The sequence below is a fragment of the Candidatus Aramenus sp. CH1 genome (assembly GCA_022678445.1).
Lineage (GTDB): Archaea > Thermoproteota > Thermoprotei_A > Sulfolobales > Sulfolobaceae > Aramenus.
Genome location: JALBWU010000010.1, coordinates 17725 through 43968, shown reverse-complemented (window position 1 = coordinate 43968; position 26244 = coordinate 17725). Strand labels below are relative to the sequence as shown.

Annotated in this window: 23 protein-coding genes and 1 tRNA gene; 7 read left to right on the top strand and 17 right to left on the bottom strand. The window is 49.7% G+C overall.

Annotated features, from left to right (window positions below):
- The first annotated feature begins 10 nt into the window (after positions 1–10).
- A complete protein-coding gene (locus tag MPF33_09170) occupies positions 11–796 on the top strand; it encodes a cation diffusion facilitator family transporter (GenBank protein ID MCI2415392.1) in 786 nt (261 codons plus the stop codon).
- Here the strand turns inward: MPF33_09170 and MPF33_09165 are convergent.
- From MPF33_09165 to MPF33_09145, 5 genes are all read right to left on the bottom strand, one after another.
- Positions 793–1683 (bottom strand): DNA double-strand break repair nuclease NurA, encoded by an 891-nt coding sequence (locus tag MPF33_09165; protein MCI2415391.1) that lies wholly within the window; start codon positions 1681–1683, stop codon positions 793–795. The two genes, MPF33_09170 and MPF33_09165, sit on opposite strands and share 4 nt — an antisense overlap.
- A 94-nt stretch (positions 1684–1777) precedes the next feature.
- Positions 1778–4375, bottom strand: a complete 2598-nt coding sequence (locus tag MPF33_09160) for an AAA family ATPase (GenBank protein MCI2415390.1) — start codon at positions 4373–4375, stop codon at positions 1778–1780.
- Positions 4372–5511, bottom strand: a complete 1140-nt coding sequence (locus tag MPF33_09155; GenBank protein MCI2415389.1) for an exonuclease SbcCD subunit D — start codon at positions 5509–5511, stop codon at positions 4372–4374. Before MPF33_09155 ends, MPF33_09160 begins: the two co-directional genes overlap by 4 nt.
- Before the next feature lie 5 nt (positions 5512–5516).
- Positions 5517–7004, bottom strand: coding sequence for an ATP-binding protein (locus MPF33_09150; protein MCI2415388.1), 1488 nt, complete (start codon positions 7002–7004; stop codon positions 5517–5519).
- Between the two features lie 126 nt (positions 7005–7130).
- Complete coding sequence (locus tag MPF33_09145) at positions 7131–7679, bottom strand: rubrerythrin (GenBank protein MCI2415387.1); 549 nt, start codon at positions 7677–7679, stop codon at positions 7131–7133.
- 324 nt (positions 7680–8003) lie between these two features.
- Between MPF33_09145 and MPF33_09140 the strand changes: the two genes are divergently transcribed.
- Entirely contained in the window at positions 8004–9509 is a 1506-nt protein-coding gene (locus tag MPF33_09140; protein ID MCI2415386.1) for an NAD(P)H-hydrate dehydratase, read from the top strand.
- Here MPF33_09140 and MPF33_09135 read toward each other — a convergent pair.
- Positions 9506–9949 carry a peroxiredoxin gene (locus MPF33_09135; GenBank protein ID MCI2415385.1) on the bottom strand — a complete coding sequence of 148 codons (444 nt, stop codon included), beginning with the start codon at positions 9947–9949 and terminating at the stop codon, positions 9506–9508. The genes MPF33_09140 and MPF33_09135 overlap by 4 nt on opposite strands.
- Before the next feature lie 56 nt (positions 9950–10005).
- Here MPF33_09135 and MPF33_09130 point away from each other — a divergent pair, with 56 nt between their 5' ends.
- Complete coding sequence (locus MPF33_09130) at positions 10006–11547, top strand: phosphoenolpyruvate carboxylase (protein ID MCI2415384.1); 1542 nt, start codon at positions 10006–10008, stop codon at positions 11545–11547.
- On the opposite strand, the gene MPF33_09125 is transcribed toward MPF33_09130, so the two are convergent.
- The gene (locus MPF33_09125) at positions 11510–12715 is read right to left on the bottom strand and encodes an amidase (GenBank protein ID MCI2415383.1); all 1206 of its coding nucleotides are present in this window, start codon (positions 12713–12715) and stop codon (positions 11510–11512) included. The two genes, MPF33_09130 and MPF33_09125, sit on opposite strands and share 38 nt — an antisense overlap.
- Positions 12716–12738: 23 nt before the next feature.
- On the bottom strand, positions 12739–13170 hold the full coding sequence (locus MPF33_09120) for a hypothetical protein (GenBank protein ID MCI2415382.1): 432 nt from the start codon (positions 13168–13170) through the stop codon (positions 12739–12741).
- A gap of 72 nt (positions 13171–13242) precedes the next feature.
- Here MPF33_09120 and MPF33_09115 point away from each other — a divergent pair.
- A tRNA-Glu gene (locus MPF33_09115) sits at positions 13243–13344 on the top strand.
- Between the two features lie 302 nt (positions 13345–13646).
- Here the strand turns inward: MPF33_09115 and MPF33_09110 are convergent.
- The 6 genes from MPF33_09110 to MPF33_09085 all read right to left on the bottom strand — a co-directional run bounded on the left by MPF33_09110 (position 13647) and on the right by MPF33_09085 (position 18191).
- Entirely contained in the window at positions 13647–14132 is a 486-nt protein-coding gene (locus MPF33_09110; protein ID MCI2415381.1) for a hypothetical protein, read from the bottom strand.
- Positions 14129–14740, bottom strand: a complete 612-nt coding sequence (locus tag MPF33_09105) for a hypothetical protein (GenBank protein MCI2415380.1) — start codon at positions 14738–14740, stop codon at positions 14129–14131. The genes MPF33_09110 and MPF33_09105 overlap by 4 nt, the downstream gene beginning before the upstream one ends.
- Positions 14741–14772: 32 nt before the next feature.
- Complete coding sequence (locus MPF33_09100) at positions 14773–15774, bottom strand: alcohol dehydrogenase catalytic domain-containing protein (GenBank protein MCI2415379.1); 1002 nt, start codon at positions 15772–15774, stop codon at positions 14773–14775.
- A 103-nt stretch (positions 15775–15877) separates the two neighbouring features.
- Entirely contained in the window at positions 15878–17434 is a 1557-nt protein-coding gene (locus tag MPF33_09095; protein MCI2415378.1) for a hypothetical protein, read from the bottom strand.
- Complete coding sequence (locus tag MPF33_09090) at positions 17422–17892, bottom strand: hypothetical protein (protein MCI2415377.1); 471 nt, start codon at positions 17890–17892, stop codon at positions 17422–17424. Before MPF33_09090 ends, MPF33_09095 begins: the two co-directional genes overlap by 13 nt.
- Positions 17883–18191: a hypothetical protein gene (locus MPF33_09085; GenBank protein MCI2415376.1), complete on the bottom strand. Its 309-nt coding sequence runs from the start codon at positions 18189–18191 to the stop codon at positions 17883–17885. The genes MPF33_09090 and MPF33_09085 overlap by 10 nt, the downstream gene beginning before the upstream one ends.
- A gap of 145 nt (positions 18192–18336) precedes the next feature.
- On the opposite strand from MPF33_09085, the gene MPF33_09080 reads away from it, so the two are divergent.
- Positions 18337–18726 (top strand): CBS domain-containing protein, encoded by a 390-nt coding sequence (locus MPF33_09080; GenBank protein MCI2415375.1) that lies wholly within the window; start codon positions 18337–18339, stop codon positions 18724–18726.
- Position 18727: 1 nt separating this feature from the next.
- On the opposite strand, the gene MPF33_09075 is transcribed toward MPF33_09080, so the two are convergent.
- Positions 18728–19816 (bottom strand): succinate-semialdehyde dehydrogenase, encoded by a 1089-nt coding sequence (locus tag MPF33_09075; protein MCI2415374.1) that lies wholly within the window; start codon positions 19814–19816, stop codon positions 18728–18730.
- Between the two features lie 68 nt (positions 19817–19884).
- On the opposite strand from MPF33_09075, the gene MPF33_09070 reads away from it, so the two are divergent.
- On the top strand, positions 19885–21051 hold the full coding sequence (locus MPF33_09070; protein MCI2415373.1) for a 3-hydroxyacyl-CoA dehydrogenase: 1167 nt from the start codon (positions 19885–19887) through the stop codon (positions 21049–21051).
- Between the two features lie 32 nt (positions 21052–21083).
- Positions 21084–22502 (top strand): phenylacetate--CoA ligase family protein, encoded by a 1419-nt coding sequence (locus MPF33_09065; protein MCI2415372.1) that lies wholly within the window; start codon positions 21084–21086, stop codon positions 22500–22502.
- A 23-nt stretch (positions 22503–22525) separates the two neighbouring features.
- Here MPF33_09065 and MPF33_09060 read toward each other — a convergent pair whose 3' ends face one another.
- Complete coding sequence (locus MPF33_09060; GenBank protein MCI2415371.1) at positions 22526–24361, bottom strand: glycogen debranching enzyme N-terminal domain-containing protein; 1836 nt, start codon at positions 24359–24361, stop codon at positions 22526–22528.
- 5 nt (positions 24362–24366) lie between these two features.
- Positions 24367–26220, bottom strand: coding sequence for a glycoside hydrolase family 15 protein (locus MPF33_09055; protein MCI2415370.1), 1854 nt, complete (start codon positions 26218–26220; stop codon positions 24367–24369).
- Positions 26221–26244 lie beyond the last annotated feature (24 nt).

The window sequence follows — 26244 nt, the reverse complement described above, 5'->3', positions numbered from 1 at the left end:
GAAGGTACTGATGGACAAAGGGCTAATAGCGTTCTGGGCCTCCTTTGCTATACTTGTCCTAGTGTTCCTAATAACCAATAACGTGATAGCCCTTTCAGAGGCTATCCATTCCCTTTTCGACGCCCTCGTAGTGAGCTTGTCCATTTACGCCTATAGAGCGATTAACGGTAAGAACTACACCTACGGAGTACACAGGCTGGAGGTTCTATCCGCTTTGGTCAACACTTCGGTAGTGGTTGTGGGGAGCGTTATATCGGTAGCCCTGTCCTTAATATACTTGGAATTTCACGTTGAGGAAAAGGAGCTCCCCGTTATCCTGTCGTCGTTTGCCATCGCGCTGTTCCTTATGCTGGCTACAGGTCACGAGGACAGGGGAGTGAAGCTACACGCCGTTTCAGACGTAGTAAGTTACGTAATAGGGGGAGTAGGTGCGCTGGCTGTACTCCTCTTAGGACTGGGTGACTTGGCTAACTTGGTAGTGGCCTTAGCAGTTGTGTTGACCGTCTTCATACTTAACTATAAGGACCTCAGGGACTCCTTTTACGTACTGATGGAGAGGTCGCCAGTTGACGTTGATGAAGTCGTGGAGAGAGTTAAGACGGTGTTTCCCGGTGTCCATCACGTCCACGTCTGGGCCGTATGCGAGCACACCAAGTTGGCAACTCTTCACGTGAGGGAGAACCCCAACATCACGCTGAGGGAACTGGACGAGAAGAGAAGGAAAATCGAGGAGATGCTCAAGGAGTACAACATCACTCACGTAACTATACAGTTCGAATCAGAAAAGGAGGACTAGAAGAACTGGTTTGGCCACCAGTCTACCCCCGGCTTGTGCAGGCCTAGCATCCTAGTAATCCTCTCCCTGTCCCCCTTCTTGATCTTCACGTCAAAGTGGACCTTCAAGAGCGGATAAGGATAGCCCTTCACCGCCACGGCAGATAGGTCGTCTATCACCTTCCTTACAAACGCCTCGTCTATAGGGAGCTTCGACACCACGTCAAGCTTCAATACCTTGCTCGCCCTCTTTAGCCTTATAAAGGACCTGCACACGACGAAGCTCTGGAGGTTCACCTCGGGGTGGTAAGCTAGCTTTGTCACGTCTACCCCCTTGCATTCGGGGCTCGTATAGCCCACCTCCTCCGTGAAGGTCTCCAAGACTACTATGTCCGGGAGACCCCTGTGAAACATGTCCATGTTCCTGCTGGTCTTGGAGATCCACAGCGCCTTACTACCGTAAGTATTGAGTAGCCTAGATATAACCACTTGCTTCTCCACCACGAGGGATCTGTACATCTCGTTCTCGTCCTTTAGCGAGAGTGACGCTATCCCGTCGACGTTGAAGTCCAGCCTGCTCTCCATACCGTTTGCGTTCCCGAGCTTCTTGGAGAAGCTACCGTCCATGAGGATTAGGTCTGCCCTCTCCCCGTTTTTGAGCGCCAGCTTGACTTCCGCAGTGGCCATGAGCTCAGAGACCCTCTCCTTGGCGTAGTTGGCTGGCCTAAACACCCCAACCTTGCTGAACTTGTCCACTGGCTTGGTTTCCATGCCCTCACTTAAGAGGGCCTCTGCGTTCACCACGTAAATTGTTCCTACCCTCAATTCCTTGACGTATTCCCCTCCATCTATTGCCAAGTACCTCTTCAGGGATTTGTTGGGAGTGTAGGAGATCCACCTCTTCCTCACCTCTTCCTCAACTTCTTTCCCTAGGTCCCTGTGGAAGAGCCTTATCTTCTCCCTTAGCTCGGCGAAGTTCTCTGAGAGCTCCTTGTATACCTCGTCAATCGTTTCCCGGCACCTCCTCGGTTACCTTGCTCTCTGAACCCCTTTTCTCTACCCTAATGATGTAGTCGCCTATCTCGAGGATCTCGTCGTCGTGTGTGACTACTATTATTTGAGGAACTACGTCTAGGGCACCCCTAATGACGTTCATGAGCTCCTTCCTCCTCTCCTCGTCTAGGTGGACTGTGGGCTCGTCTAGGATTATGAACCCCAGGGAGTCCATGAGGGACTTGGCAATTGCCAGCCTTAGAGCTAGGGCAATGGATATCTTCTCTCCTCCGCTCAACATGTCCACGGCGTACTCCCTACCGTAATTGTCGTAAGCGGACAAGCTAGCCTTGATCTTTTGCCCCCTGGTCGAGGTATTGAATTCCAAGGACACCCTTGTGAACGCCAGGTTAAACATTGAGGTTATCTCGTTCAAGTTGTTCTCTATCTTGCTCTTTACTGCGGAGATGATGTAACTTTGAAGCCCCTTCTCGCCTAGGTCTTCCCTCAGCTTGGCGAGCTTCTTTAACGCCTTCTCTAGCCTGGGTTTCTGGTCTATCAAAGCCTCTAGCTCCTTTAGCCTCTTCTCCTTCTCCTCTATGTCCTTCCTTATTTGGTTAAGCCTGCCATTGTACTCAGCTATCTTGTTAGAGGTATCCAGTAACTTATTGCGAAGCTCTTCCACCTTTCTCTTAGCCTCTTGGTACTCTTCCTCCGAGAAGTTTAACTCGGCGATCTTCTTCCCAATCTCCTCTAGGCTCTTTTGTATGTCGTTTAGTCTCATCTCGAGCGATGACCTCTCGCCCAACTTCTGTAGCACGTCGTTTAGCCTCTTCTTCAATTCCTCAAGTTCCCTCAACTTCTCCTCAATGGACTCCAGGTCCATTTCAGTCAGTTTGTTCATTATCTCATTTTTCTTGGTCTGTTTCTCCTCCATCTGCCGGTTTAACTTGCATATCTCTTCTTCCTTTTCCTTAAGATCCTCTTCGTTAACTTTGCTTAAGGTTAGATATTCCTTATATGCAGGCTCCAGTTTGTTTAGGATGTCCTTGAGCTTAACGTACTCTTCGTGTACCTTTTTTAGCTCCTCTAGCCTCGATTGCACATCTGCGAGTTGCTTTTCTAGCTCTGTCTTTTTCTCCGCTAACGTGTTGTACCTGGAGTTGTTTTGGTTGGCGTTACTGAGCTGTCTCCTCAAGTCTTCCTTTCTCTTGGCAAGTTCGCTTAGCCTCCTGGACACGTTGTCCAACTCTTCTTTAGACGACTTAATAACGCTCTTTGCCTCCTGGATTAGGCTTAACCTGTGCGACTCGTCCAGTTGCCTCCTACAGACCGGGCACTGTCCCCCCTTTACCTGCTCTAAGCCACTCAAGATCTTTTTTGCTTCGTCCAGCTGTGCCGTGAGCTTCCCCTTCCTGCTGTTTAGCTCGCTTATCTCGTCCTCAACCTTACGTATCTCGTCCTCTATTTTGCTTGTGTCGATCACCTTGAGCGAACTCAAGGCCTTGTCTATCCTCGAGATCTCCTCTTGGATGTTCTTGTATGTGGCTTTGAGGCCGTTGTATTCCCTCTCCTTTTCCTCAATGGACTCAAGTTCCTCTTTGTTGGCAACGTAGCTTAAGTAGTCCGGGTAGAGTTCCTCCTTCCTCCTTAGCTTGTCCTTAATGGCGTCCCTCTCCTTCATGGCCTTCTCTAGGCTCTGCCCTATTCTAACGATGTCCTTTTCTACTTCCCTTAACTGGTCTAAAAGGCCCCTTGCTTCCTCGTATTTCTCCAGTTCCCTTATCCTCTCCTCTATCGCGCTCTTTTTCTCTTCTGCCCCCGCTAGCTGTGAGAGACGATCCTCAACCTCCTTCTTGTCCCTTGTCAGCTGGTTCCTCCTGCTGACTAAGAGTAAGTACTCGTCCCTTTTCCTCTGGGCGTCATCTAACGACCTTTGAGCCTCCTGTAGTTGCCCGTTTAAGGTCTCTTCAGATTTTCTAAGTTCTTCTAGTTCTTCTTCAATTTTGCTCTTTTCTCTAATTAAATCATCTAGTTTCCTGCTTGTGTCAGTGTATTCCTTCTCAAAGGTTTGGATTTGCTCCAACTTACCCTGGATTTCCTTCATCTTGAAATATATTGGGCCAGAGGCCTCGGTCAACTTCTCCAAGTTTTCAATCTTCATTACCTTCTTCAGCACGTTCGTTAAGTCCTCAAATATGGACTCTATCTCCCCTTGTCTCACTATCAGGGTGGAGAGCAGCACCTCCTCGTCTATGTTAATGATCTTCTGCACCTCCTCGGTTACCTTTTCCGCTCCCCTGGCCCTAGGCACGGAACCGACTATAAGTAGGTCGCTACCGGAGTCTGGCAAGTGCCTCTCTATAATGATCTGGTTACCGTTGGCGAGGGTCAGCCTGACCGAAGCCGACCTATTGCCCATCCTCACTAGGTTCTTGTTGGCGTTGCCCCTACTGCTCTCCCTGAAGAGGGCGAAAACGATGCCGTCGATTATGGAGCTCTTTCCCGCCCCGTTGTGGCCAATTAGGACGTTTATTCTCCCCTTGAAATTGACCGAACTTTCGCTGTGGCTCAGGAAGTTCTTAAGGTCTATCCTGTCTATCCTCACTTTAGACCGCCTATCCTTTCCAGGATGTCGCCTACCGAGTCGGAGTCGTAGTTGTTTATCAACTCTATGATTTGGCTGACCTCCTCCTCGGTGTAGCCCCTTGACTTCAAGAAACTAGATATGACCTGGTTTACTGTGGAGCCGGTTGGAACCTCGATCTTCTTCTCGTTGCTGTCCTTGGTGTTGTCCTTGTATATCCTGTAGAACTCCGCCACTCTGTTCAGCGCGGAAAGCTTCTCGTAAAGGGCTCTAGTACCCACCCTCTCTCCCTCTAGGACAATGTGGAGGATTGGCCTGAACCTCTGGTACCCTTGGTACTTCCTGATTAAGTTCTGGACGTCCAAATCAAGGGTGTTAGTGTTGATTGTCACCACCTCCTGGGGCCTTATCTTCACGTTTACGTCCTGGGTCGTAGCTTCGTCCTTCGACATGTCTACAAGGTAGCCTCCCTTCCCGTATTTCTGGTAGCCCTCTATTTCCTCCTCCCTTATGATCTCTGGAGACCCGGCTATCGCCAAGGTGCCAAACGGCAACCTCTCCTTAAACCTAGTGTGGAAGTGGCCTAGGGCGTAGTAGTTGAAGCCCTTGGGTAGGTTTCCCTCCTCTAACTGCCACGCCCCGTCGTAGGGTAGCTTACTCCTAAGCCCTTGGTGGAGCATTAGCACGTTCCTGTCCCCCTCGGGCTTGAGGGATGAGAGGATCTCGAGGAGCCTCTGCCTCGCGACCGTGGGTATGTGCCTCACCCCGTAGAATCTAACCCTCAAGTTGCCGTCTGTGGCCTCGTAGAACTTGTTGTTCTCCCCGTCTAGGAAGCGGAGGAGCTCGAGGGTCTCGCTCAAGAGCCTGTGGGTGTAGATCTCTCCCCTCTTCTTTGGCGTGTCGTGGTCCCCGGGTATAGAGATGAAGGGTATCCCCTTGTCCTTCAGCTTCTTCAGCCCCTCCACGCACACCTTCAACGCGCTGGTGGGAGGATTGTAGACGTCGAACAAGTCCCCTGTGTGCACTACTGCCTTGACGTGTTCCTTGATGGCGATTTCGATCAAGTTGTTGAACGTATCGTAGACGTCCTTTTCTCTGGACTCCAAGTTATACCTCCTAGAACCCAAGTGGGTATCTGAGATGTGGAGGAACTGCACGTCAATCACCCAAAGTCTGCCACAGAGGAGCGGACGTTGTTCTCCTCTTCCTCTTTCCTCCACTCCCCAATCATGTCTGGATCAGAGCCTCCTAGCTTTCCCTCGAACTTATCGATTTTCACGAACGAGGGTATCCTCACGAGATTGCCTATGACTATAGCCTCCCCTACGTCGAGGGAGGAGAGCTGACTCACGAGGTCCTCGCTCAAGTTGTCGCTGGACTCAAGGACGTACTTCTTGTCGTTAGGCTCAACTATCTTCAGGATTATCTTGTTAGTCATCTGACTCAAGATCGTGTCGTCTAATCCCTTTGGTCTTTGGCTCACGATGACCATGCTGACGCCGAACTTTCTCCCCTCCCTGGCTATCTTCCCAGCCCAAGCCTTCGTCAAGGTGTTCTCCGTCTTGGAGATAAACACGTGAGCTTCCTCTATGACCAGTATGACGGGGAATCTAAGTCCGTTTCCAGTCCTCTTGTAGCTCTTCCTGCTGTCAAGTACTCTCCTCAAGTAGTGGGAGACTATGGCGTCCATCGAGTCCTCGTCGAGGTGGCTTATGTCCACCACGTTTACGCTGCGGCTCCTTATCCTAGACGTTATGTCCGGGGCAGTCAAGTCTATGACGTTGGAGTACCTTTCAAAGAACTCTTCTAGTTTGTTCTCCACCTCCTCTGCCGAGTCCTTGTTCTTCCTGGAGGACTCTTCCAAGGACTTCTCTATCCTGCTCTCTAGGTCAGCAACAAAGGTCTCGTTTAGCTTAGATAGGTCAACTTGCCCAGAGTTAAAGCTGTTCTCCAGGTCCTTCAAGTACTCCGTGAATGCCTTCCTTAAAATCCTATATTGTATAGTTGCATTCCTAGGTATTTCTAAAAGTGTTGCAAATTCTCTGGGAGATAGATATCTAGGATTTAATTTTGGTTCAATAGGATTTAAATTCTTTATATCGCTATTGTAATACTCGCCGTGATAGTCAAATATTAATACTGATCCTCCAATTTCTGAAATCCTCTGAGTCAGCACCGCCACTGTGTTTGACTTTCCGCTCCCAGTGGCCGCCAGGATGGCTAAGTGCCTTGCTAGGGAATTTACCTTGATCTTAACAGCAACATTTGTGCCTATTAGCTTGCCTATCTCGATTTCGCCCTCGGAGAAGAGCGACTGGAGCTCGTTCTCCTGGGAAAATCTAACCTGAGTCCCGGGAGGAGGGGGCACTTGGGGGAGAGACTTAGAGGTAAGGTCGTAAAGCAACTTTATTTCAGCCCTTATGAACCTAGGTACCTTCTGGACGTATATGATGTCGTCCAAGATCTCCACGTCGTCTAAGCTGTCGTTGATGAGAGGGCTCCCCCTAGTCACTGAGGTTATGAGCCCCAACACTTTTTGCCCGTCGTACTCCAGGGTTACGTACCTCCCTAGTCTCACTGCCTGCTTTGCCAGCATTGTCGCTTGTTGGGTAGTGGAAGTGCCTATTACGTATCCAACTATTTGCTCCATCATTTTTATAATAGATACCTTAAATAAAAACTATTCTAGGGTAGGCTAGGTAATACGGTACGCTGAGAAAACGGGCTAGATAAGGGAAAACGCTGAAAGAACTAGGAAAAAGAAAAACTACTAGATTTAAAGTGCCTTGGCGGCTTTGCTCACTGCCTCAGCTATTCCCTTTTCTTGCTCAGCGTACGCACACAGCATAGCCTCTATGTCTGCGTGTCCCTCAGCCTTAGCCTTCATGGCAACGTTGTTGTACTCGCTCACGTGCTCCTCACCCTCCTCCTTGGCGAAGCTCTTGAGCATTGCCACGACCTTGGCGGTAGCCTCAGCGATGCCCTTCTCCTGTTCGGCGTAGGCGCATAGCATGGCTTCCACGTCTGCGTGTCCCTCAGCCTTAGCCTTCATGGCAACGTTGTTGTACTCGCTCACGTGCTCCTCACCCTCCTCCTTTGCAAACTGCTCTAGCGCCCCACTTACGTCGTAGTTGGTCAGTAGCTTCTCGAAAATCCCGGAGGCGTGGGCTAACTCCACGAGTGCCTTCTCCTTAAGTATCTTGGCCTCCTCTACCTTTCCCATTCTCTCCAGCTTATTGGCGAGAAGGGTTAACAACATGTAGTCCTCTGCGTTTGCCTTAAATAGTTCCTTTAATCCCATTTCGGTTTCCTTTCCGAGGGCCATATTTGATCCCTTTAAATAAGTAAATATGGTAGTTTATAAACTTTGATCAATAGTTCATTATAACACAACTGTCAATTAATCAATATTGTTTAATTTATTCATTGTTCGTTTTAAAATTCCTAGTCTTATATATGAAATTAGAGTGATGATTTACCTTAATTAACCTTTCCTATATGGAGCTTTCAGCCATTTGCATTTAAAAAGAGGGGAAGCGAAAGCACTTAAGAGTGATGAGTGACTCCAATTCCTAGCAGTGACGAGGTAACTCGAAGCTGACCGTGCGGAATTTAAAACTACTACGTTTATTTCATATATGGTGGGCTAATGATAACCTCCCTGGAAATGAGAGCTCTCGAGGTCAACAGCGAAGCCCTTGGCGTGCCGACTTTGCTCCTCATGGAGAACGCGGGCCGGTCAGTAAAGGACGAGGTAGCGATGGCCTTAGGGGACGTAAAGGGAAAGACCGTGTACGCGTTTGTGGGCCACGGAGGGAAAGGAGGGGACGCCCTAGTAGCGGTAAGGCACCTCGTGGGAGAGGGGGCAAGAGCAGTTGTCTTCTTGCTAGGGGAGAACAAGCACAGGGACGCAGCGTTCAACCTCTCTGCAATAAGGGAGATGGACTACTCGATTAGGCTCGTTGAGATAAAGGACGTGGAGCAATTGGCTCCGGTAGAGGGGGACGTCCTAATAGACGGGATGTTGGGGACAGGCTTCTCTGGTAAGCCCAGGGAGCCCTTTAGGACTGCGATAAATGTGTTCAACAGGAGCAAGGGGTTTAAGGTGTCAATAGACGTTCCCTCAGGGATCGACAGCGACACTGGAGAGGCCCCTGGTGAGTTCGTGGTTCCAGACTTGGTGGTTACTTTCCACGACCTAAAGCCAGGTTTGGCGAGAAGGGGCTTCAATATCGTGGTCAAGGGTATAGGGATACCTCCGGAGGCCTATGTATACGTAGGCCCTGGAGACTTGCTCACCAGGGTAAAGAAGAGGGACATGAAGAGCAAGAAGGGAGCTGGGGGAAGGGTGTTAATAATAGGGGGGAGTAAGACCTACAGCGGAGCCCCCTTGCTCTCAGCTCTAGCGTCTCTGAAGACTGGGGCAGATCTGGTATACGTAGCGTCCCCCGTGAACACTGCGAACATCGTAGCGTCTTACTCCCCGGACTTAATAGCTATCAAGCTGAAGGGAGAGAACGTCAACCCAGGGAACTTGGAGGAGCTGAAACCGTGGATAGACAAAGTGAACGTAGTGGTGATAGGCCCCGGGATGGGCTTGGAGGAGGAGACCGTGGAGGCCTCAAAGGCCATAGTGGAGTACTTAAAGGAAAGGGGAATGAAGACCGTTGTCGACGCCGACGCCCTAAAGGCGATAAAGGGGACGAGGCTCACTAAGGACTTCGTCATAACGCCCCACGCAGGCGAGTTCAAGATATTTTTCGGCGAGGAGCCCTCCCAAGACCCAAGGGAGAGGATCGCCCAAGCTGAGGCGAGGGCTAAGGACTGCAACTGCGTCGTCTTGCTCAAGGGCTACTTTGACGTCATAACTGACGGCGAGAGGACGAAGTTAAACAAGACCGGAAACCCGGGCATGACGGTCGGGGGGACGGGCGACACGCTCACGGGAATAGTTGCTACCCTAATGGCCCAAGGGGTAGAGCCATTTTACGCCGCAGCCCTAGGCGCCTTCGTCAACGGTCTGGCAGGGTCGTTAGTCTACTCCAGGGTGGGGAACCACTTCACCCCAACTGAGCTAGTAGCTGAGATACCCACAGTCCTGCAGAACCCAGTGGAGGCGTTTAAAAAGAAGGCGTACGTCAGGGTCTTGGATTAGGCCTTTCCCTTGATTATCTCTAGCGCCCTGTCCGCGTGCTCCTCCGCCTTCTTCAAGTTCCTCAGCACTGCTACGACTTTCCCGTTCTCGTCTATTACGAAGGTGACCCTCTGGGCGCTTGTGCCCTTCTCGTTTAACACCCCGTAGATGGTTGCAACTTTCTTTTCCTTGTCCGACACCAGGGGGAAGGGGGAGTTGTACTTCTCGGCGAACCTCTTCTGCGTCGACACCGAGTCGACGCTCACCCCTATTACTTCAGCGTTGTTCTGCTTGAACTCGCTGTAGAGCTCCGTAAATCTCTGCAGTTCCCTAGTGCAACCGGGCGTAAAGGACTTGGGGTAGAAGTACAAGACTACTTTCTTTCCCCTTAGTGAAGAGAGTTTGAGTGTGCCTTGGTTGCTCTCCGCCTCGAAGTCCGGAGCCTCTTGGCCTATTTCTATGGCCATGTGTAAACCTTATAATAAACGCTTAAAAAGGCATGCCTAAAGTTTGCCTAATGAGTCTCTCAAGAAAAATACCTAGGACAATGTCCACCCAACACCCAGACAACGCCAAGGTACCGGAGTGGAGTAGGAGCGAGGTAATAGAGGGTGATGACGAGGTAGTTGAGGCCTACTACGCCTACATGACTCTAGGGATACACGAAGACATGTGGGACGCAGAGGGCAAGGACGTGGACACCCACGTTGTCAGGAAGCTCCTCTCCAACTACCCAGAGTTCTTCAAGGAGAAAGTACTAGGGCAGGACGTCTTCTTGACCTACCGCCTTCCAAACCCAAGGATAGAGGGGGCGGAGAGGAAGGTCTTCGCCGAGACCATGGAGGGCATACCAATAGCCTACGACTTGGCGGAGAAGTTCTACGGTAAGAGCGTAACCCCGGTCTTTGAGGTAATCCTACCATTTACCACGGACTACAAGGAAGTCATAGCAGTGGCAAAGTACTACGAGAACGTCGTGGCAGGAAAGGAGGACGTAAAGCTAGTGGACGATATCAGCGTGAGGGACTTCGTGGGCGAGATTAACCCCAAGAAGGTGGAAGTAATCCCCTTAATAGAGGACAAGGACTCCCTGCTGAAGGTTAGGGAGATAATCACGGGTTACGTGAAGGCCATAAAGCCCGCCTACATGAGGGTGTTCATAGCTAGGTCAGACCCAGCAATGAACTACGGCATGCTCTCGGCAGTCCTGCTAGCTAAGTTCGCCATAAGCGAGCTCTACAAGATAAGGGAAGAGCTCAACCTACCGATCTTCCCGATAATAGGCGTGGGATCCCTGCCATTCAGGGGGCACTTCAACCCTGAGAACTACGAGAACCAGTTGCTGGAGTACAGGGGAGTCTACACCTACACCGTGCAGTCAGCCTTCAAGTACGACTACGACGAGGGGAAGGTGAAGGAGGCAGTTAACAATATAAACAGCTCCCCGATCCGCGAGCCTAGGCTCTACACGGAAGAGGAGGAGAAGGTGCTGAAGGGGATAGTGGAGAAGTACGTGGCCCGGTACCAGATGATAATAGAGAACTTGGCTACAGCAATAAACCAGATAGCCTTCTTCCTGCCGAAGAGGAGGGCGAGGAAGCTCCACATTAGCTTGTTCGGTTACGCCAGGAGCACAGGGAAGGTGACATTGCCTAGGGCCATAACGTTTGTGGGGACGCTCTACTCCATAGGCCTTCCCCCGGAGCTGTTTGGACTAGCGTCACTACAGTCCCTCAGCGAGAGGGAGTGGGAACTACTAAAGGACAGCTACGTGAACATGAGGAGGGACCTAGAGCAGAGCGCCAAGTACTTGAACGTGGAGGCCCTCGACTTGATACTAGAGGTCTGGAAGATGGACGAGAAGGTAATAAAGGCAATAAGGGAGGACGTGGAGTTCCTGCAGAACAACCTAGGGATAAAAGTGGACAACAAGGACTTCAACTCGAGGAAGCACGTCCTACTCTCGTCTCTGTTGCTGTTGGCCTTCAAGGAGGAGAAAGAAGACGAAATAAGGAAGTACGCTAAGGAGATGGCCGTAATAAGGAAGTCGATTGGCTGACCTCAAGGATTTTTTGAGCTATGTCCAGCACTTTTCCGTCCTCGTAGGGCTCGGCGCTGACCATCAGGCCCACAGGGAGGCCGTCTACCTTCCCCAGGGGAAGGCTTATGGAGGGCGCGTTTACCACGTTAAAGAGCTCCGTGTTGGATATGAGCTTTTCCCTGAATTCTGCCTCCTTACCCACGACCTCGGATATCTTTGGGGCTGGGACCTTCGTAGTGGGGGAGACGAGGGCGTCAACCCTGTCGAACGCCTTCAAGTACTCCTCCAGGACTACCCTCCTTGCCCTCATGGCCTCCAAGTAGTCCACTGCCCTTAGCTTGAGCCCCTCCATGAGGATGCCCTTTACGTCTGGGAAGTACATGCCAGGAGTTGACTCTAGCCAGTCCCTGTGGTAACTTGCCCCCTCGGCTACAGCTATAGTCCTCCTTATGTTGCCCCCAAAGAATCGGAGGAAGTTGAGCTCCACGACCTCTACGTCGAACTTCTCGGTGAGCTTGTTTACCACGGGCTTGAAGGCCCTCGAAGCGGGGTCGTCCTCGAAGAGGAAGAGGCCAAGTCTGTACTTCAGCCTGGACTTGGAGACCAACACGTCCTTGTGCTCGTTGGGGAAGAGGCTTTCCACAACTTTTCTCATGGTAGCTAAGTCCCTGGTCAGGAGGCCAATCGTGTCGAGGGTCCAGCTGAAGGGTATCACCCCACTGGTAGGTATGACGCCGGTGGTGGGCTTGAAGCCTATCACCCCGCAGAGGGAGGCGGGGATCCTGACCGAGCCCCCAGTGTCCGTCCCGACCCCCACGTCCACCATCTTCAGCGCTACTGCAACTGCCGAGCCACCGCTTGAGCCCCCGCTTATCCTCTCTGGGTCGACCGGGTTCCTCGCAGGGCCTGCAATGGACGAGGTGTTTGTAGCGCCCACCGCGAACTCGTGGGTGTTGGTCTTCCCTATGATCCTCCCGCCCAGGGAGAGTATCTTGTCTACTATCCACGCGTTCTCCTCGGGGACGTAGTCCTGGAGTATCTTCGAGCCCGCAGTCGTCCTCACTCCCTTGGTCAAGATGACGTCCTTAACGCCGAAGGTGAGGCCAGAGAGGGGGCCCTCTCCCCCCTTCATCTCCTTAAGCGTTATGAACGCGTTGTACTTTGTATTTAATTCCTCTAACGACATCCCTGCTCACCGTGAAGAGGGGTTCAGGGAGCTTTCTCGAGAGGGATTCGCTTGAGCTCGTTTAGGACTACCTCCACAGTAGAGTCGACTTCCTCCCTTTTAACTCCTCTCTCCTCTGCCACCTTCTTCACGAGCTCCTCTACCTTGGCGTAGCTCTTGTAGTACTCGTTTAGCCTCCTCCAGTCTATCCCCTTCAAGGCCTTAGAGACCCTCTCGTTGAACGGAAGCCTGCCCTCTGACATCAGCACTGCAATGATGGGGTAGCCCACGTATCCCCTGTAGGTGGTGCCGTTGTCTGTGCTGGAGACCCTGTTTCCGTCAACTTTCACGATGTAAGTCCTGTCGCCCTCCGAGGACACCACCTCGTAGTGATCATCCACTTTCTTTACCCTTCCGTCGGCTATTGCGCCTAGGGCCTCGAGGATCTTTATCCGGGGAGGTAGCTTCAACTTCATTAACTAGATATACTCATCTGGAGTTAATATACGCGAAAACTTTAAATCTAAGTTATCAATTATTATCACAGTGCTCCGGTAGTATAGCCCGGTCAAGCCCTGCCATCTACTAGGGCACCGAGAGTATGCGGGCCTCTCAAGCCCGTGGCCCGGGTTCAAATCCCGGCCGGAGCACTTCCTTAATACCCTTGTGCTTTTCTCAAATCTCCTCTTCGATCAAGTTCGATTACCTCACCCTTTCTCTGGATAAGGGCATAATGAGATGCTTAGGTCTGTCTTACTGAGAGTTGAGGGGACAAAGCACTGTTTCAGTTACTTATAGTGTATATGCATGAGAACATTGGTCTGGCCGAAAGGTACAAAAGATCGCTTAGGTATAGAATAGTTAGCTAATTTTCCACATAAAATAGATAGTGGCATATAATATATTTCGGTTTGCCTTTTTGCTTACCCTTCTAAACTTCCCTCAAACAATTTTACGCTCTGATTTTCCCCACGATCTCCTTTACCACATCCTCCACTTTATTGCACTGAAACTCTCCGTACACAATTTGGTTATAAGCCACGAAAAACCCTGGACAAGTGTTAAGTAATGAGTAACTATATCCCTTTCTGTTGAAAATCACTCCTCTAAGCATTTTCTTGAACTCGATGTCTATCACGGAGTAAATTAGATTTCCTTCTTTCTTTACTTCAGCCTTAAACTCCCCTTTCCTTAACCTTTTGGATAGAGCAAACAAAGCCAACCTAAGTATGTCTTCAGTTTCAACCTTTGCTTCCCTTAAAGCCTTAGCTAGCTGAAAATCGTAGTCAACTTCTCCCTTCACTTTAATTAGCTTTTCCCTTACCTCCTTTACGTCTTTGAGCTCGTTTTCGCAATCCCTAGCAATCTTCTTTGCCTCTTCCAAATCACCTACCCAGGCTAAAAGGAAAGCCTTGTTCAACTCTTCAACGCAATTCAAGGTCTCACCACCACCATTAAGTCCTTTATTCCTTTATCGTAAGTTACGTAGGAGAGGAGAGAAAAATTATCTGGATATCTAAGAACTTCGGTTACGCTTAAGTCCTTCACTAGGTTACTTACCAAAGTAGATAAGGAAAATCTCACCATTGACCTAGAGTTCACCAAAAGTAGCTCGTTTCCTTTGGCTCTCAAGAAGTCCTTTAGTTCCTTGTACTCAGCTATCGGAACAACTAGGTCAGGCCCCATTCCCAAGTACTTTACTAATCTAAATGGAACTAGCGAAGATACGTCGACTTTAAACTTGCTATCCAAAACTGCATAGGTAATTGTTTCTCCTATGACTGAGGAAATGTCTCCAGAGAAGAGTTTACCAGCCCACCTCACCCCATAGGCCCCAATATTTTCAGCTATTCCCTCCAAGATCCTTCCAGAGAATATGCCTAAAGGATAAAGCAGCTTTAGATCTAGCCTTAACGTTTCTCCTCTTTCCTTCTCTAGTTTTGATGCCATTCCTTTAGTGAATTCCTTTAGATCTTTCTCTGTATTTTTCTTGTCCATAGGAATTTCGCTAGAGTTTAGAAATGCCCATCTGATTTCTACTTCCACAATCAAGTATTTGGATAACTCAATAAAAATTTTTACGCTTTGAGTAATACTTTTCCAATCTTGTGCTTATCTTTTAGCATTTCATAACCCTTATCTATTTCCTCTAAGGAAACTGTCCCAGCTATAACTGGCGTTATCTTTCCCTCTTGCGTAAGCTTAAGTACAGCCTCTATTTCCTTCTTTGTCGCGCTAGCGTGGCCTATGATTTCAATGTCCTTGAGTATTACATATCCCAGCTTTAGCTGATAAGCTTGTGAGGGATCTACGTTGCCTATTTGCACTATTCTGCCCCCCAACCATAGTGATTTCAAGCTTTCGTCGAAAGTTGGAGTTCCTACCGTGTCAATGACCACGTTAACGTCTCCTATTTTCTTTGATTCCTTTGAAAATTCTCTGCCAACGATAACGTGATCTGCGAATTTCTTTACAATAGGAGCTTTTTCCTCAGATGTTGTGACGCCTATTACTTTAGCTCCCATTGCTTTTGCCACTTGTAAGGCATGTATTCCAACACCACCACTAGCTCCAGTTACTAAAACTGTCTCTCCAGGTCTCAGCTTAGCTCTGCTCAATCCTCTGTAGATCATTCCTGTAACACATGGAGCCAGAACGGCTCCTTCATCTGGGGTTCCCTTGGGCACCTTCACAAGGCTTGTCATCTTGATTTTCGCGTACTCTGAGAAGAACCCCTCCAATTCCTCTGAGTAACCTAGCCTGTTGTGGCAGTACGCTTCCTCCCCTATCTTACAGTACTTGCAGTGACCGTCAGGGGCGTAAAGCAGAGAGGTCACTTTGTCGCCCACCTCAAAGTCCGTCACTTGTGATCCCTTTTCCACTATCGTCCCAACTACCTCGTGGCCCAGGATTACGGGATACTTCATCCTTGGGTAATACCCCTGTAGCTGTAGGAGGTCTCTGTAGCACAGCGCTGCCCTGTCTACCTTTATTACTACCTCGTCTGGTCCAGGCCTCGGGTCTGGGACTTCCTGAACCTTGTAACCCTGTTTAGGCCCTACTACAATGACGGCTTTCATAATTTAAGCATGCTTATATTGTTTAAAAGCATACATGGAAAGCGTGAGGAACTGTAGGTAGGGACAGGGTGTTTTACAAAAACCACGATTAGACAAAAAACATTTAGCTTATTGCGTAGTTTTCAACTCCTATACCGGGTCCCCAAGCGACCATTATCTCGCTCAACCCTGGGTCTAAAACAACGAAAGATGGTAGGGTAGGGTAGCCGGCCCCTTGGTATATCCCTATGGGCATGCCGTCAGTGGTGAGGTTGTAGCCGGGGACTGTTATGAACCCGTACTCACTAGGGTTATAGATATTATAATATGCCTGCCACCACTGCGAACCATAATAGTCCGTTAATGCGGTCGGCATCTGATTGCTGTTAGACGCACCTCCAAGCTTACCGTCTAGCGAGTAATTGGTAACCCACTCGTTAACTTTCTGCTCGTATCCTCCATAGCTCACTTTAAAAACTTCCATCATTTGTTGATTTGTAATATTGAATGAGCCTACATAGTTGAGCCACGCTGAGTAAGGTAATAATTCAAGCAAATCGCCCCACCAGTCACTCTGTATTCTGTTCCATAACTCTTGGGGTAGTTGCTGGTCTGGTAAGGGTATTGGGTACCACTGCCCATTGTCTTGATAATAAGCGTAGAGGGTAACACCACCTTGCGTGATGTGGAACGCTAGCTTTATTGGGTAGGTGCGGGGATAAAATTGCCAAGAATATTCGTAGCTCGGTATCTTAACCACGTCAAACATTCCGAAAGACCAGTACTTCCCCCAAGTTGTTGGTTGACCTCCAGGCTGTGGAGTCCATATTAGCATGTACCAGCTCCCTGGAACGTATTGCCACGTCGTGTAATTCCAATAACCTCCTACGTCGTTAAACGTCACTATCACAGGCCATGGGTTGCCAGTGGTCGGAAGTAGGAGGTCTATAGTGTCCATAGAGGGGTCAAAGGGCCCCCATCTATAAAGCAACGAAAAGGTCAAGTTGACCCAATTATTGCCCGTGAAGGTAAACAGCAATCCCTTGTTAGAGATGGCATTATAGGAAGAGAAATAGCCCTCTATGGGGTTCTGGTTCATGTCAAACCTGATCTCTTGCGGGGTGGTGTTAGAGTTCAAGCTAATAACCAAGGGCAGTGGCGGTAAGGCTCCCCCATTTACAGACGTACTGCTTGTGGACGCATTGTCTGGGAGCGTGTAAGGATCGGCGTAGATTATGTTGCCCACGGTAGTGACTAGCGCCACTAGGGAATAGCCGTTACCTACTTGGTAGGCATAAGCTACGTAGCTGTTGAAGGTGGTCTTGGTGGGCTGTGGTGCCATCACCTCCTTTACTGTCCCTCCATCGTAGAGCAAGAAGTAAGAGACGTTAACTGGCACTGGAGGAGTAGAGGAGTAAACCAAGTACACGTTACCGCTGTAGTAATAGACGTGCACAGGGGAGTTTTGCTGGTTAACTTCTCTTAGCTGTTCCTGTGCCTGCTGTAAGTAGGGTTGGGCTTGTTGTATTGCCTGCTCCTGCACAGTGGGGGACGATTCCGTGTAAGTGATAAGCGGTATCAATACAGCCAACATGATAAGCAACACGAAGAGCATTCCTATTACTTCAGAGATGCCCTTGTCCTCCCTATTCGGCTTCCTCCCTGTCCTCACTGTGGCCACCCCACCACCACTTCGCCTATCCTAAATAGCCCCCCAGAGACGTTGGCTATTACCCACACCACCGTAAGGTTCTGCACTAACACGGGAGTCCCCTGTTCGTACTTTACTAGGGGTAGTTGTCCCTGATATAGCTCTTGTCCAGTCACGCTATATATAAACGTGTTGCCCTTCCCAGGGGTAGGTGTCAAGTACTGGGCGGAGTTAGCCTCGCTAGGGCTAAACGTTAAGCAGTACAAGTAGAGCGTCCCATTGTAGTTGAAGTCCTTTATCACGACGGGATATTCGTCACCTGCTGGCGTGCCAACTTGGTAGTAGAGGCCTTCCGCGTAACTCCTTGCCTCGTTAAGGGTTACCTGCCTAGAGTACTCGGCCACGCTGTATACTGAGAAGAGAGAAAAAACCACCAGCCCTATGACCACAGTAGCAACGACTATCAGGAAAGACGATACTACTTCCATCCCAAGTCACCTAACATAATTTTTTCGATTTTTCCATTATTTTTGAAATTAATGCTACCAGACTCAGCAAAGAAGTCAAGTACCGTAAAACGATGGAAGTCCCTGAAGATTATAACAACGTTGTATTTTAGGTCATCCTTCTCTACCTTGACCTCGAACAGATCCTTTATCGCGCTTACGCCTAACTTGAATCCCCTCTTCCCCATAATCTCCTTCACCTTATGTAACCTTTTAGCTACCAGACCCTTGGATGTCTCAAGATCAAGGTTAAGCACAACTGAGCCTTTGTGCTCTAGCATGTCATGCATAATAAGTAAATAAAATGCCAGACTTGGACGAAACTTTTGAATAATGAACAAGTAACTGAAGTTGAACGACGCTAGATGATGAGGTTTTACGTAAACTATTTAATGCAATTCAACGTAAGTATCTCTAATGACAAAAATGATAATAAAGGATCTTGTCACAAGGGCCCCCATCACGATAGATGGGAATAGCTCAATAGTCGATGCGTGTAGGTTAATGAAAAAGGAGTCAGTTGGCTCATTGCTAGTCCTCATGGACGGTGTGGCCAGGGGAATAGTCACGGAGAGGGACGTGGTGTATGCTATAGCAGACGGAGTCCCCCTTACGAAGAGAGTGTCGTCCATTATGAGCTCAAACTTGGTTACTGTAGACTCAACAACTGATGTCAGTGACGCAGCGCTCATCATGACGAGCAGGAAGATTAGGCACTTGGCTGTAGTCGAAGGGGGAAAAATAATAGGGGTTATCTCGTTGAGGGACGTTGCTAGAGCTCTAGGACTTGTGACTGCCGACCTATCCGTGTGGTGAGCTACTTCATCACTATTAAGCTCCTTATGGCCTCTCCTTGTTCCAATAGCTTAACCGCTTCGTTTATTTCCTCCAATTTGTACTTGCCCGTAATCAGCTTTGTTGGGTCGTACTTCCCTAGCCTTACCATCTCCAGTAGCCTGGGCATGTCTACCCTTGGTCTACCGCCGTAGTTCCCAATGATCGTAACGCCGTTCCTCACTATGGACGCGATCCTTACTGGTATCATGGCGTTAGCTGGTGGAAGGCCAACAAGTACAACTCTTCCCCCAATCCTCACCAAGTCAAGCGCCATCTGTACAGTCTTTTCGTTACCGCCAGCCTCTATGACCACGTCAGCTCCTCCGTTCGTAATCTCCTTAACTACCTTCACGGGGTCGACCTCCTCTGTGTTCACCACGTCAGTAGCCCCTAGTTCCATGGCCCTCTGGAGCTTCCACTTCTTGGTGCCAAGTGCTATGATCCTTCCTGCTCCAGATGCCTTGAGCATCTGGACTACAGAGAGCCCAACTCCTCCAACCCCTACTACCGCCACAGTCTCTCCGGGCTCGATCCTGGCCGAGTTCACAGCCCCATACCCAGTAAGCCCAGCACATCCTAGGACAGCTACCTTCTCCAAGTCCATCTCTGGGGGCACTACAGCTAGGGCGTTTTCCCCAACTATGGCGTATTCTGCGAACCCCCCTCCCAAGAACGTCCTTATCTCTTGGCCGTCCAGCGACAGCCTCGTAGTGCCGTCGGGCATAGTGCCCTTTAGCCTCGCCTGCGAAAACGTCTCGCACAAGTTCTCCTTGCCGGACGCACAGTTCCTGCACTTGCCGCAGGGGTGTATGAAAGCTGAGACTACCCTGTCCCTGGGCTTAACCCTGGTAACCCCTTCTCCTACTTCCTCCACTATTCCCGCTATCTCGTGTCCCGCCACAACGGGAGGCGGCACAGGGGTCTTGCCCTCAAACACGTTTACGTCCGAGTGGCAGAGCCCAGTAGTTACCACCTTTATTTTTACTTCCCCTGCCTTTGGCTGGGATATCTTGACGTTGTCAACTACCTTTAACGGCTCGTTGTATTTGAAAAGAACTGCAGCCTTCACATAATGAAGTAATGCCGTCGAGTATAAATTATTTAATCAAGTTTATTCTTTATTAAACAGACCCCGAAATGAAGGTCTTAGTTGTTGGCTCTGGGACAATGGGCCACGGAATAGCAGAAGTAGCGGCGATCTCTGGCTTTGAGGTAAAGCTAGTGGACATATCGTGGGACATACTCAACAGGGCTAAGGAGAGGATGACGGACTCACTTAGGAGGCTATACGAGAGGGGCACAATAAAGGAGACTCCAGAGGCTGTAATGTCCAAGGTGACCATGTCGGTGTCCTACGACGTCGCTAAGGACATAGACCTAGCTATAGAGGCTGTACCAGAAAACATGGACCTCAAGAGGAAGGTCTTCCAGGAGCTGGACAGGATAGCCCCTCAGCACGCTATACTGGCGACCAACACTAGTTCCATCCCCATCTCCGACATAGCAGAGGCGACCAACAGGAAGGACAAGGTGATTGGGATGCATTTCTTCAACCCACCGCCCATTATGAAGCTTGTGGAGGTAATACCGAGCAAGTACACCTCAGAGGAGACCACCAACAAGGTCGTCGAGATAGCTAGGCAGATGAACAAGATACCGGTGAGGCTAAGGGTAGAGGTCCCCGGCTTTGTGTCAAACAGGATCTACTTGAGGCTCATGCAAGAGGCTTGTAGGGAGGTTGAGAGCGGTGAGGCTACAATACAGCAGGTAGACAGCACAGCTAGGAACAAGTTAAAGTTGCCCATGGGGGTGTTTGAGCTTTCCGACTACGTGGGCCTAGACGTCGCCCTAGACTTGTGGAAGGTGATAGTGGGGAGGAGTGCTAGCGACGTTAAGTGTAACATGTTTAGGGAAAAGGTAGAGGCAAAGCAGCTGGGCGTTAAGACCGGGAAGGGCTTCTACGAGTATCCGGGAAGCAAGTACGTAAAGCCATCCTTACCTGCTGACTCGCCGGTTAGAGAGTCTAGGTTGCTGTCGTTGGCTGTGAACGAGGCTGCGTGGCTCATCCAGAACAAGATAGTGAACGCCCAGGAGATAGATACAGTAATGAAGTACGGCTTCAACTTCCCGCAGGGCCTATTGGAAATGGCAGACAACATAGGGTTAGACAGGATAGTTGAGGAGCTAAGGGATATCTACTCCAAGGGCTACGAGGCGTACAAGCCAAATGAGCTCTTGGACGAGATGGTGAGAAAGGGGAAGCTAGGAAGGAAGGCAGGAGAGGGCTTCTACAAGTACTCTTAAAGTTTTTAAGTAGTTTAAGCAATATTAGATTCATGTCCTCAGTTTTAAGTTTCTACCAGTCGGTACACGAGGAGCTAAGGAGAGAGGGCTTCATAACAACGACGATGCCAGACCCCTCAGAGAAGCTGTGGAACAGGAAAGTAATGACAATGAAGAGGGAAGAGCTGGACAAGCTGAAGACCCAGAGGCTCAAGAGGATAGTTAAGTGGGCTTGGGAAAACTCGGAGTTCTATAGGAAGTTCTGGAAGTCAAAGGGCTTCGACCCTGAAGTAATAAAGGACTGGAGGGACGTCGTAAAGATCCCCATCCTGAGGAAGGACGACCTCAGGAACGACCTGTCCGCGAACCCGCCCTTTGGGTCGATAATGGTTCCGGAGCTGGCCAGGAGGATTAGATTCGTGGGCGCTACCTCTGGCTCCACAGGGATGCCTACCTTCCAGGGTTGGGGCGCACTGGAGCTGGACTACTTCGAGGAGGCCCAAGCTAGGTACTTATGGACCTTCGCTGGAGTGAAGCCGACCACCGTATACGCCAACTACTTGAACATGAGCGGTTTTTACAGCTGGGGACCCCCAGTAGTTGAGGCTGCTATTTGGAGGTGCGGGGCCACGGCGATTGCAGGAGGAGGAGAGACGTACTTCAGCTGGAAGAGCAGACACAACTTGATCTTTAGACTCTGGAAAGTTGATGTTTTAGCAACGACCCCTTGGTTACACAGGCTTATAGGGGAAGAGGCTAAGAAGGAGGGCTGGGAGACTCCGTTTAAAGTCCTCCTGCTTCACGGCGGAGCTGCTGCAAAGAACACTAAAGAGAAACTGTTCCAAGTGCACCCCAACGCCAAGCTAGCCATAAGCGTCTGGGGTACAACTGACGGCCACATGGCAGTAGAAGTCCCTGGCCTAGACGGCCAGCTAGTAGTGTGGGAGGACATGGAGATCTTCGACATAGTAGACCCTAAGACAGACGAACCGGCGAGCGAGGGGGAGAGGGGAGAACTGATCGCTACCCTGCTTAACCACTTCACGATGCCCCTGATTAGGTACAGCCTTGGGGACTACGTCAAGAACGAGTTCACCACTGATCCAGACCCACAGTTTGGTATTACGCACATGAAGTTCACAGAGCCCATACCGGGTAGGGTAGAGTGGATGTTCAAGGTTAAGGGGAAGTTGTTGCTTCCCATTTACGTTGAGGACGCCGTTAACGAGATACCTGACACCACTGGAATGTTTAACATATTCGTCTACGCCAACGAAATGGAAAAGTTAAAGATAAGGATAGAAACTTACAAGACCAGCGTAGACAAGGACTACGACGCTAAGGCTAGGGAAATCCTGGCAAACAGGATAGGGCTACAACCGGACGACGTAGAAATAGAGTGGGTGGAGCCAGGGAAGACAATCTGGACAGGGTACAAGCTACAAGTGTTCGTGGACCAGAGGAAGAAGTAAAGTGTCTAGTCTTTCTTTTTTCCTCATGTGAACTGAATTATCTTGTTAACCGCCTTGTACACTTCAGCTACGCTCCAAGCTTGTGCTAAGCAACCTCCAGGCTTATAGGGCGGGATGTCCTCGAATAGTTCTTGAATGTAGCCGTTGTTTTTCTCCGCTACGTCAAGCAATGGCCTCAGCTTGTTAAGCAACCCCTTTAGCTCTATGACGTTGTCCTCAAACCTGAGCTTTGCGTCTACGTATGCTCCTATTAGCCACGGCCATATTGGCCCGTTGTGGTATGCCAAATCCCTACTTGCCCTGCCCCCCCTGTAATATGGTATGTAAGAGGGGTCGTTCCTAGATAAAGTGCTGAGCCCATATGGCCTTAGCAGTTCTTCTTCCACTATTTTCAGGACGCCCTTAGCAGTGTTAGGGTTGTCTATAACGGGGAAAGGCAAGGAAATCGCGAAGATCTGATTAGGCCTTACTTTCTCGTCAGGCTTCATGTCGTGGTCGATAAAGTCGTAGAGGCCGTAGTTGCCGACGAAATGCTCTAAGAAGCTCGACTTTACCTTCATCGCTTTTTCCTTAAACTCGTCTCCTTTATATCCTATCTCGTCTGCCAGTTTGGCGGTTATCATTAACGCGTTGTACCACAAGGCGTTTACCTCCACTGCAGCCCCTTCTCTGGGCGTCACTACCGTGCCGTCGAACTGGGCGTCCATCCACGTCCTAGGGGCCCCGTAGTGAAACACTAGGCCGCCCCTGTTTATCACGATGCCGTTGCCTTTCCAATACCAGTCAACTATGTCGAGTACCTTGGGAAACACCTTCTTGGCTAGTTCCTTGTCCTTTGTGTATTGGTAGTACTTGTATATGGCGTTTATAGCCCAGAGGGACACGTCAACTCCCTTGTACTGAGGTTCGCCGTTGTGGAGGAAGTTATTTGGCAGTAACCCCTTCTCTTCGTAGGAAAGATACCTCAAGATGATCTCCTTGGCTATATTGTACTCGCCGTTGAGCAGAAGCACTCCTTCGAGGGAAACAAAGGTGTCCCTACCCCACTCGTCGAACCAGTGGTAGCCCGCAATTATAGCCCACTCCTTCCCCTTGACCACAAAATTCTTACTGCTGGAGGCTAGTAGCTTAGCTATATCCCTCTTCAAGTGAACCAAACCGCACTTCTTCAAGGAAGTCATGTAGGCATCTATCGTTACTTCGCTGTTTTCAGTGGTAATGCAAAATGGATTGTACAAGTCCTCCAAGTAGTTGCTTCCCCTCTCGTAGTCGAGCTTGTAAAAGAAGTTGTAGTACCAGTACTCAGTTCTCTCAACCTTATAGACGCTAGATATCTCGAAGTTGAGGATCAGCCTTTCGTTTAGGAATATCGTTATTTTATTCCCCGAAACCGCGTAGGAAAAGAACCCGGGCCTGCTCTTCAACGCTAAGTGGTGGCTCCTAAACGTCACCAGCGGGCATATCCTAAACTTCCCCGAATCGGAGGAGTACTCAACAGTTACCGAGTCTGAGCCCCTATTGACAACGAGGGTTTTTCTCGCCTCGTTGCCGTCAAAGTCGTAGACCCACGTGACGAAGTTTTCCCCGAACGTCGTCCTAGTTATGTACTTATAACCCTGGGGGTAATATACGTCAAAGTTGTACCTGTTAGTGCTCATTGGGTACTCCTTGCCGTCGAGGAGAAAGAAGTCCTCGAACTTGGAAAGCAGAAGGTACCTCTTGTGAGGAGGGTTGAGGGGGACGACAAGGTAGCCGTGGTACGTCCTGGCGTTAATACCGCATATGGTGGAAGAAGCGTAACCCCCGACCCCGTTTGGGATTATCCACTCCCTCTCCTCGCACTCCTCTGGGCTAATCATCTGCTTTACCTTTTATTGTTCAAGTATTTATTTAAACTAATTATATACTCGGCGTGCGACCAGACCAGAGGTATTACCGAAGTGGACTCTAGAGTCACTGGGTGGACTTGTTCTGGTAGTAGGCCAGAGGGAGTGGCCCTCCCCTTTACCCAGTCTATGAGCTTCTTTGCGTTGTTGAGGTCGCCTATGTCCGAGTAATACTCAGAAAGCCATAACGTGGTTATTATCCACGGGTTTGGCTGGGTATCCCTCCTCTGGTAGTAGTCGTTCTCGTACCTTATTATCCCGCCGTTCACGGTCAACGTTTGTTGGATTGCCTTCATCGTGTTTACCACTACTGGGTCTCTTGGGCTGTACATGCCAAAGAAGTACGGTGCGTACATGCTTGCATCTATTGTAGTGTCGAGGTTTCCGTACTCGTCTATCCTCCTCACAAGCACGTTGTTTTTGACCATTCTCTTCTTTGTCTGCTCAGCCATTACCTTTGCCACGTCCTTAGCATCGTCACTCAGGGATTCATCTCCCATGTCCCTGGCCAAGACGGAGCCCTTTATGAGCCCACCGTAGACGGTTGCTACGGTATAAATGTGTATGCCGAACCTCTCCTCCCAGAGGTCAAATGAAGGCTTAGGAAGCCCGTCCTCCGTAAATCTGATCATGAAGTGTAAGGCGGGCTTAACGAACTTCTTGTATATTTCAACGAGCTCGTCGAGGTCCTTATACCTCTCGTAGTGGTTACCTATTGCCCACACCTCTAGGGCCGTTTCGTCCTCCTGTATGGGATATATCCTCTTGCCGTTGTAGAGCCAGGGGTGCCAGGAGCTGGCCAAGGTCTTGTTGGGGTTGTACTTGTGGTACAAGAACCCCTCGTCGTTGGCCAAGTCCTTTATAAAGTTGAAGTGCCTCACAGCCAGTTCCCCGTAGCCCGAGATGTCCAAAGCGTAGGCAGCGTATGCGCAGTCCCTCGGCCAACAGTACTGGTAGGAGTCGCCGTACAAATTTACAAAGGAGTAGTCGGAGGAGGCTATGAAGGAGCCGTTGATGTCCATGTGGTTTTTAATGACTATCAGACTCACGTTGTACAGCTTTAGGAGGTCTTCCTCTCCCTTGCCCCCCTTGTTCAGCCAGCTCTTCCAGAACATGTAAGTGGAGACGAACTTGGACTCTATCTGCGCTGGCGTGACCTTACTTATAGCGTTCCTGACGCCCTCTAGTGTCCTGTCAGCTACGATTACGTAGTAGAGCTTAGTAAAGGAGCCTGGGTCGACTTCTCCCTCGATCCCCATAGCTGACTGGACGTTCCCGTGGGTTATTGAGTTCTTGCCAAGCTTTCCGTCCTTCATGTCATCGATGAGATTGTCCTTTGATGTGGAGAAGTCGGGTTCCGCAGTCCCAGTTGTAAACAACTTTACCGCAATGTACCTCTTGGACTTGTAGTGCACCAAAGAGAACGTATACGGGTCGTAAAACGCGGTGTCCCCAAAGGGGTTAGAGTAGATGTTGAAGTCGTGGTAATAAAACAGCTTAAACCTAGCCTTATTGTTGCCGTTGTTCAACACCTTTATGATAGAGAAGTAGATCGGCTCAGAGGGATCTACGAAGCTGTAGCTGTTTATCGACAGCCCTAAGGGATCTACCTTGCTATTGACCTCGACTATGTTAACGTCGTCCATGTACTCTACGTTTGTCTTCCACTGCTCGTCAAGGATTAGCCTTTCGTTACCCCACAAGGCTTCCCTGACTGGGTTTCCCGAGGTCTGGTTTTCCATTCCTACGTAAGGGTAATAAAGGTCGACGATCCTCCCTATCTCGTCAAGGTTTACCAGCAACCTCCCGTTGCCAAGGGTAGCGAACCTCATGTTCCTATTACTTTATGTTAACTC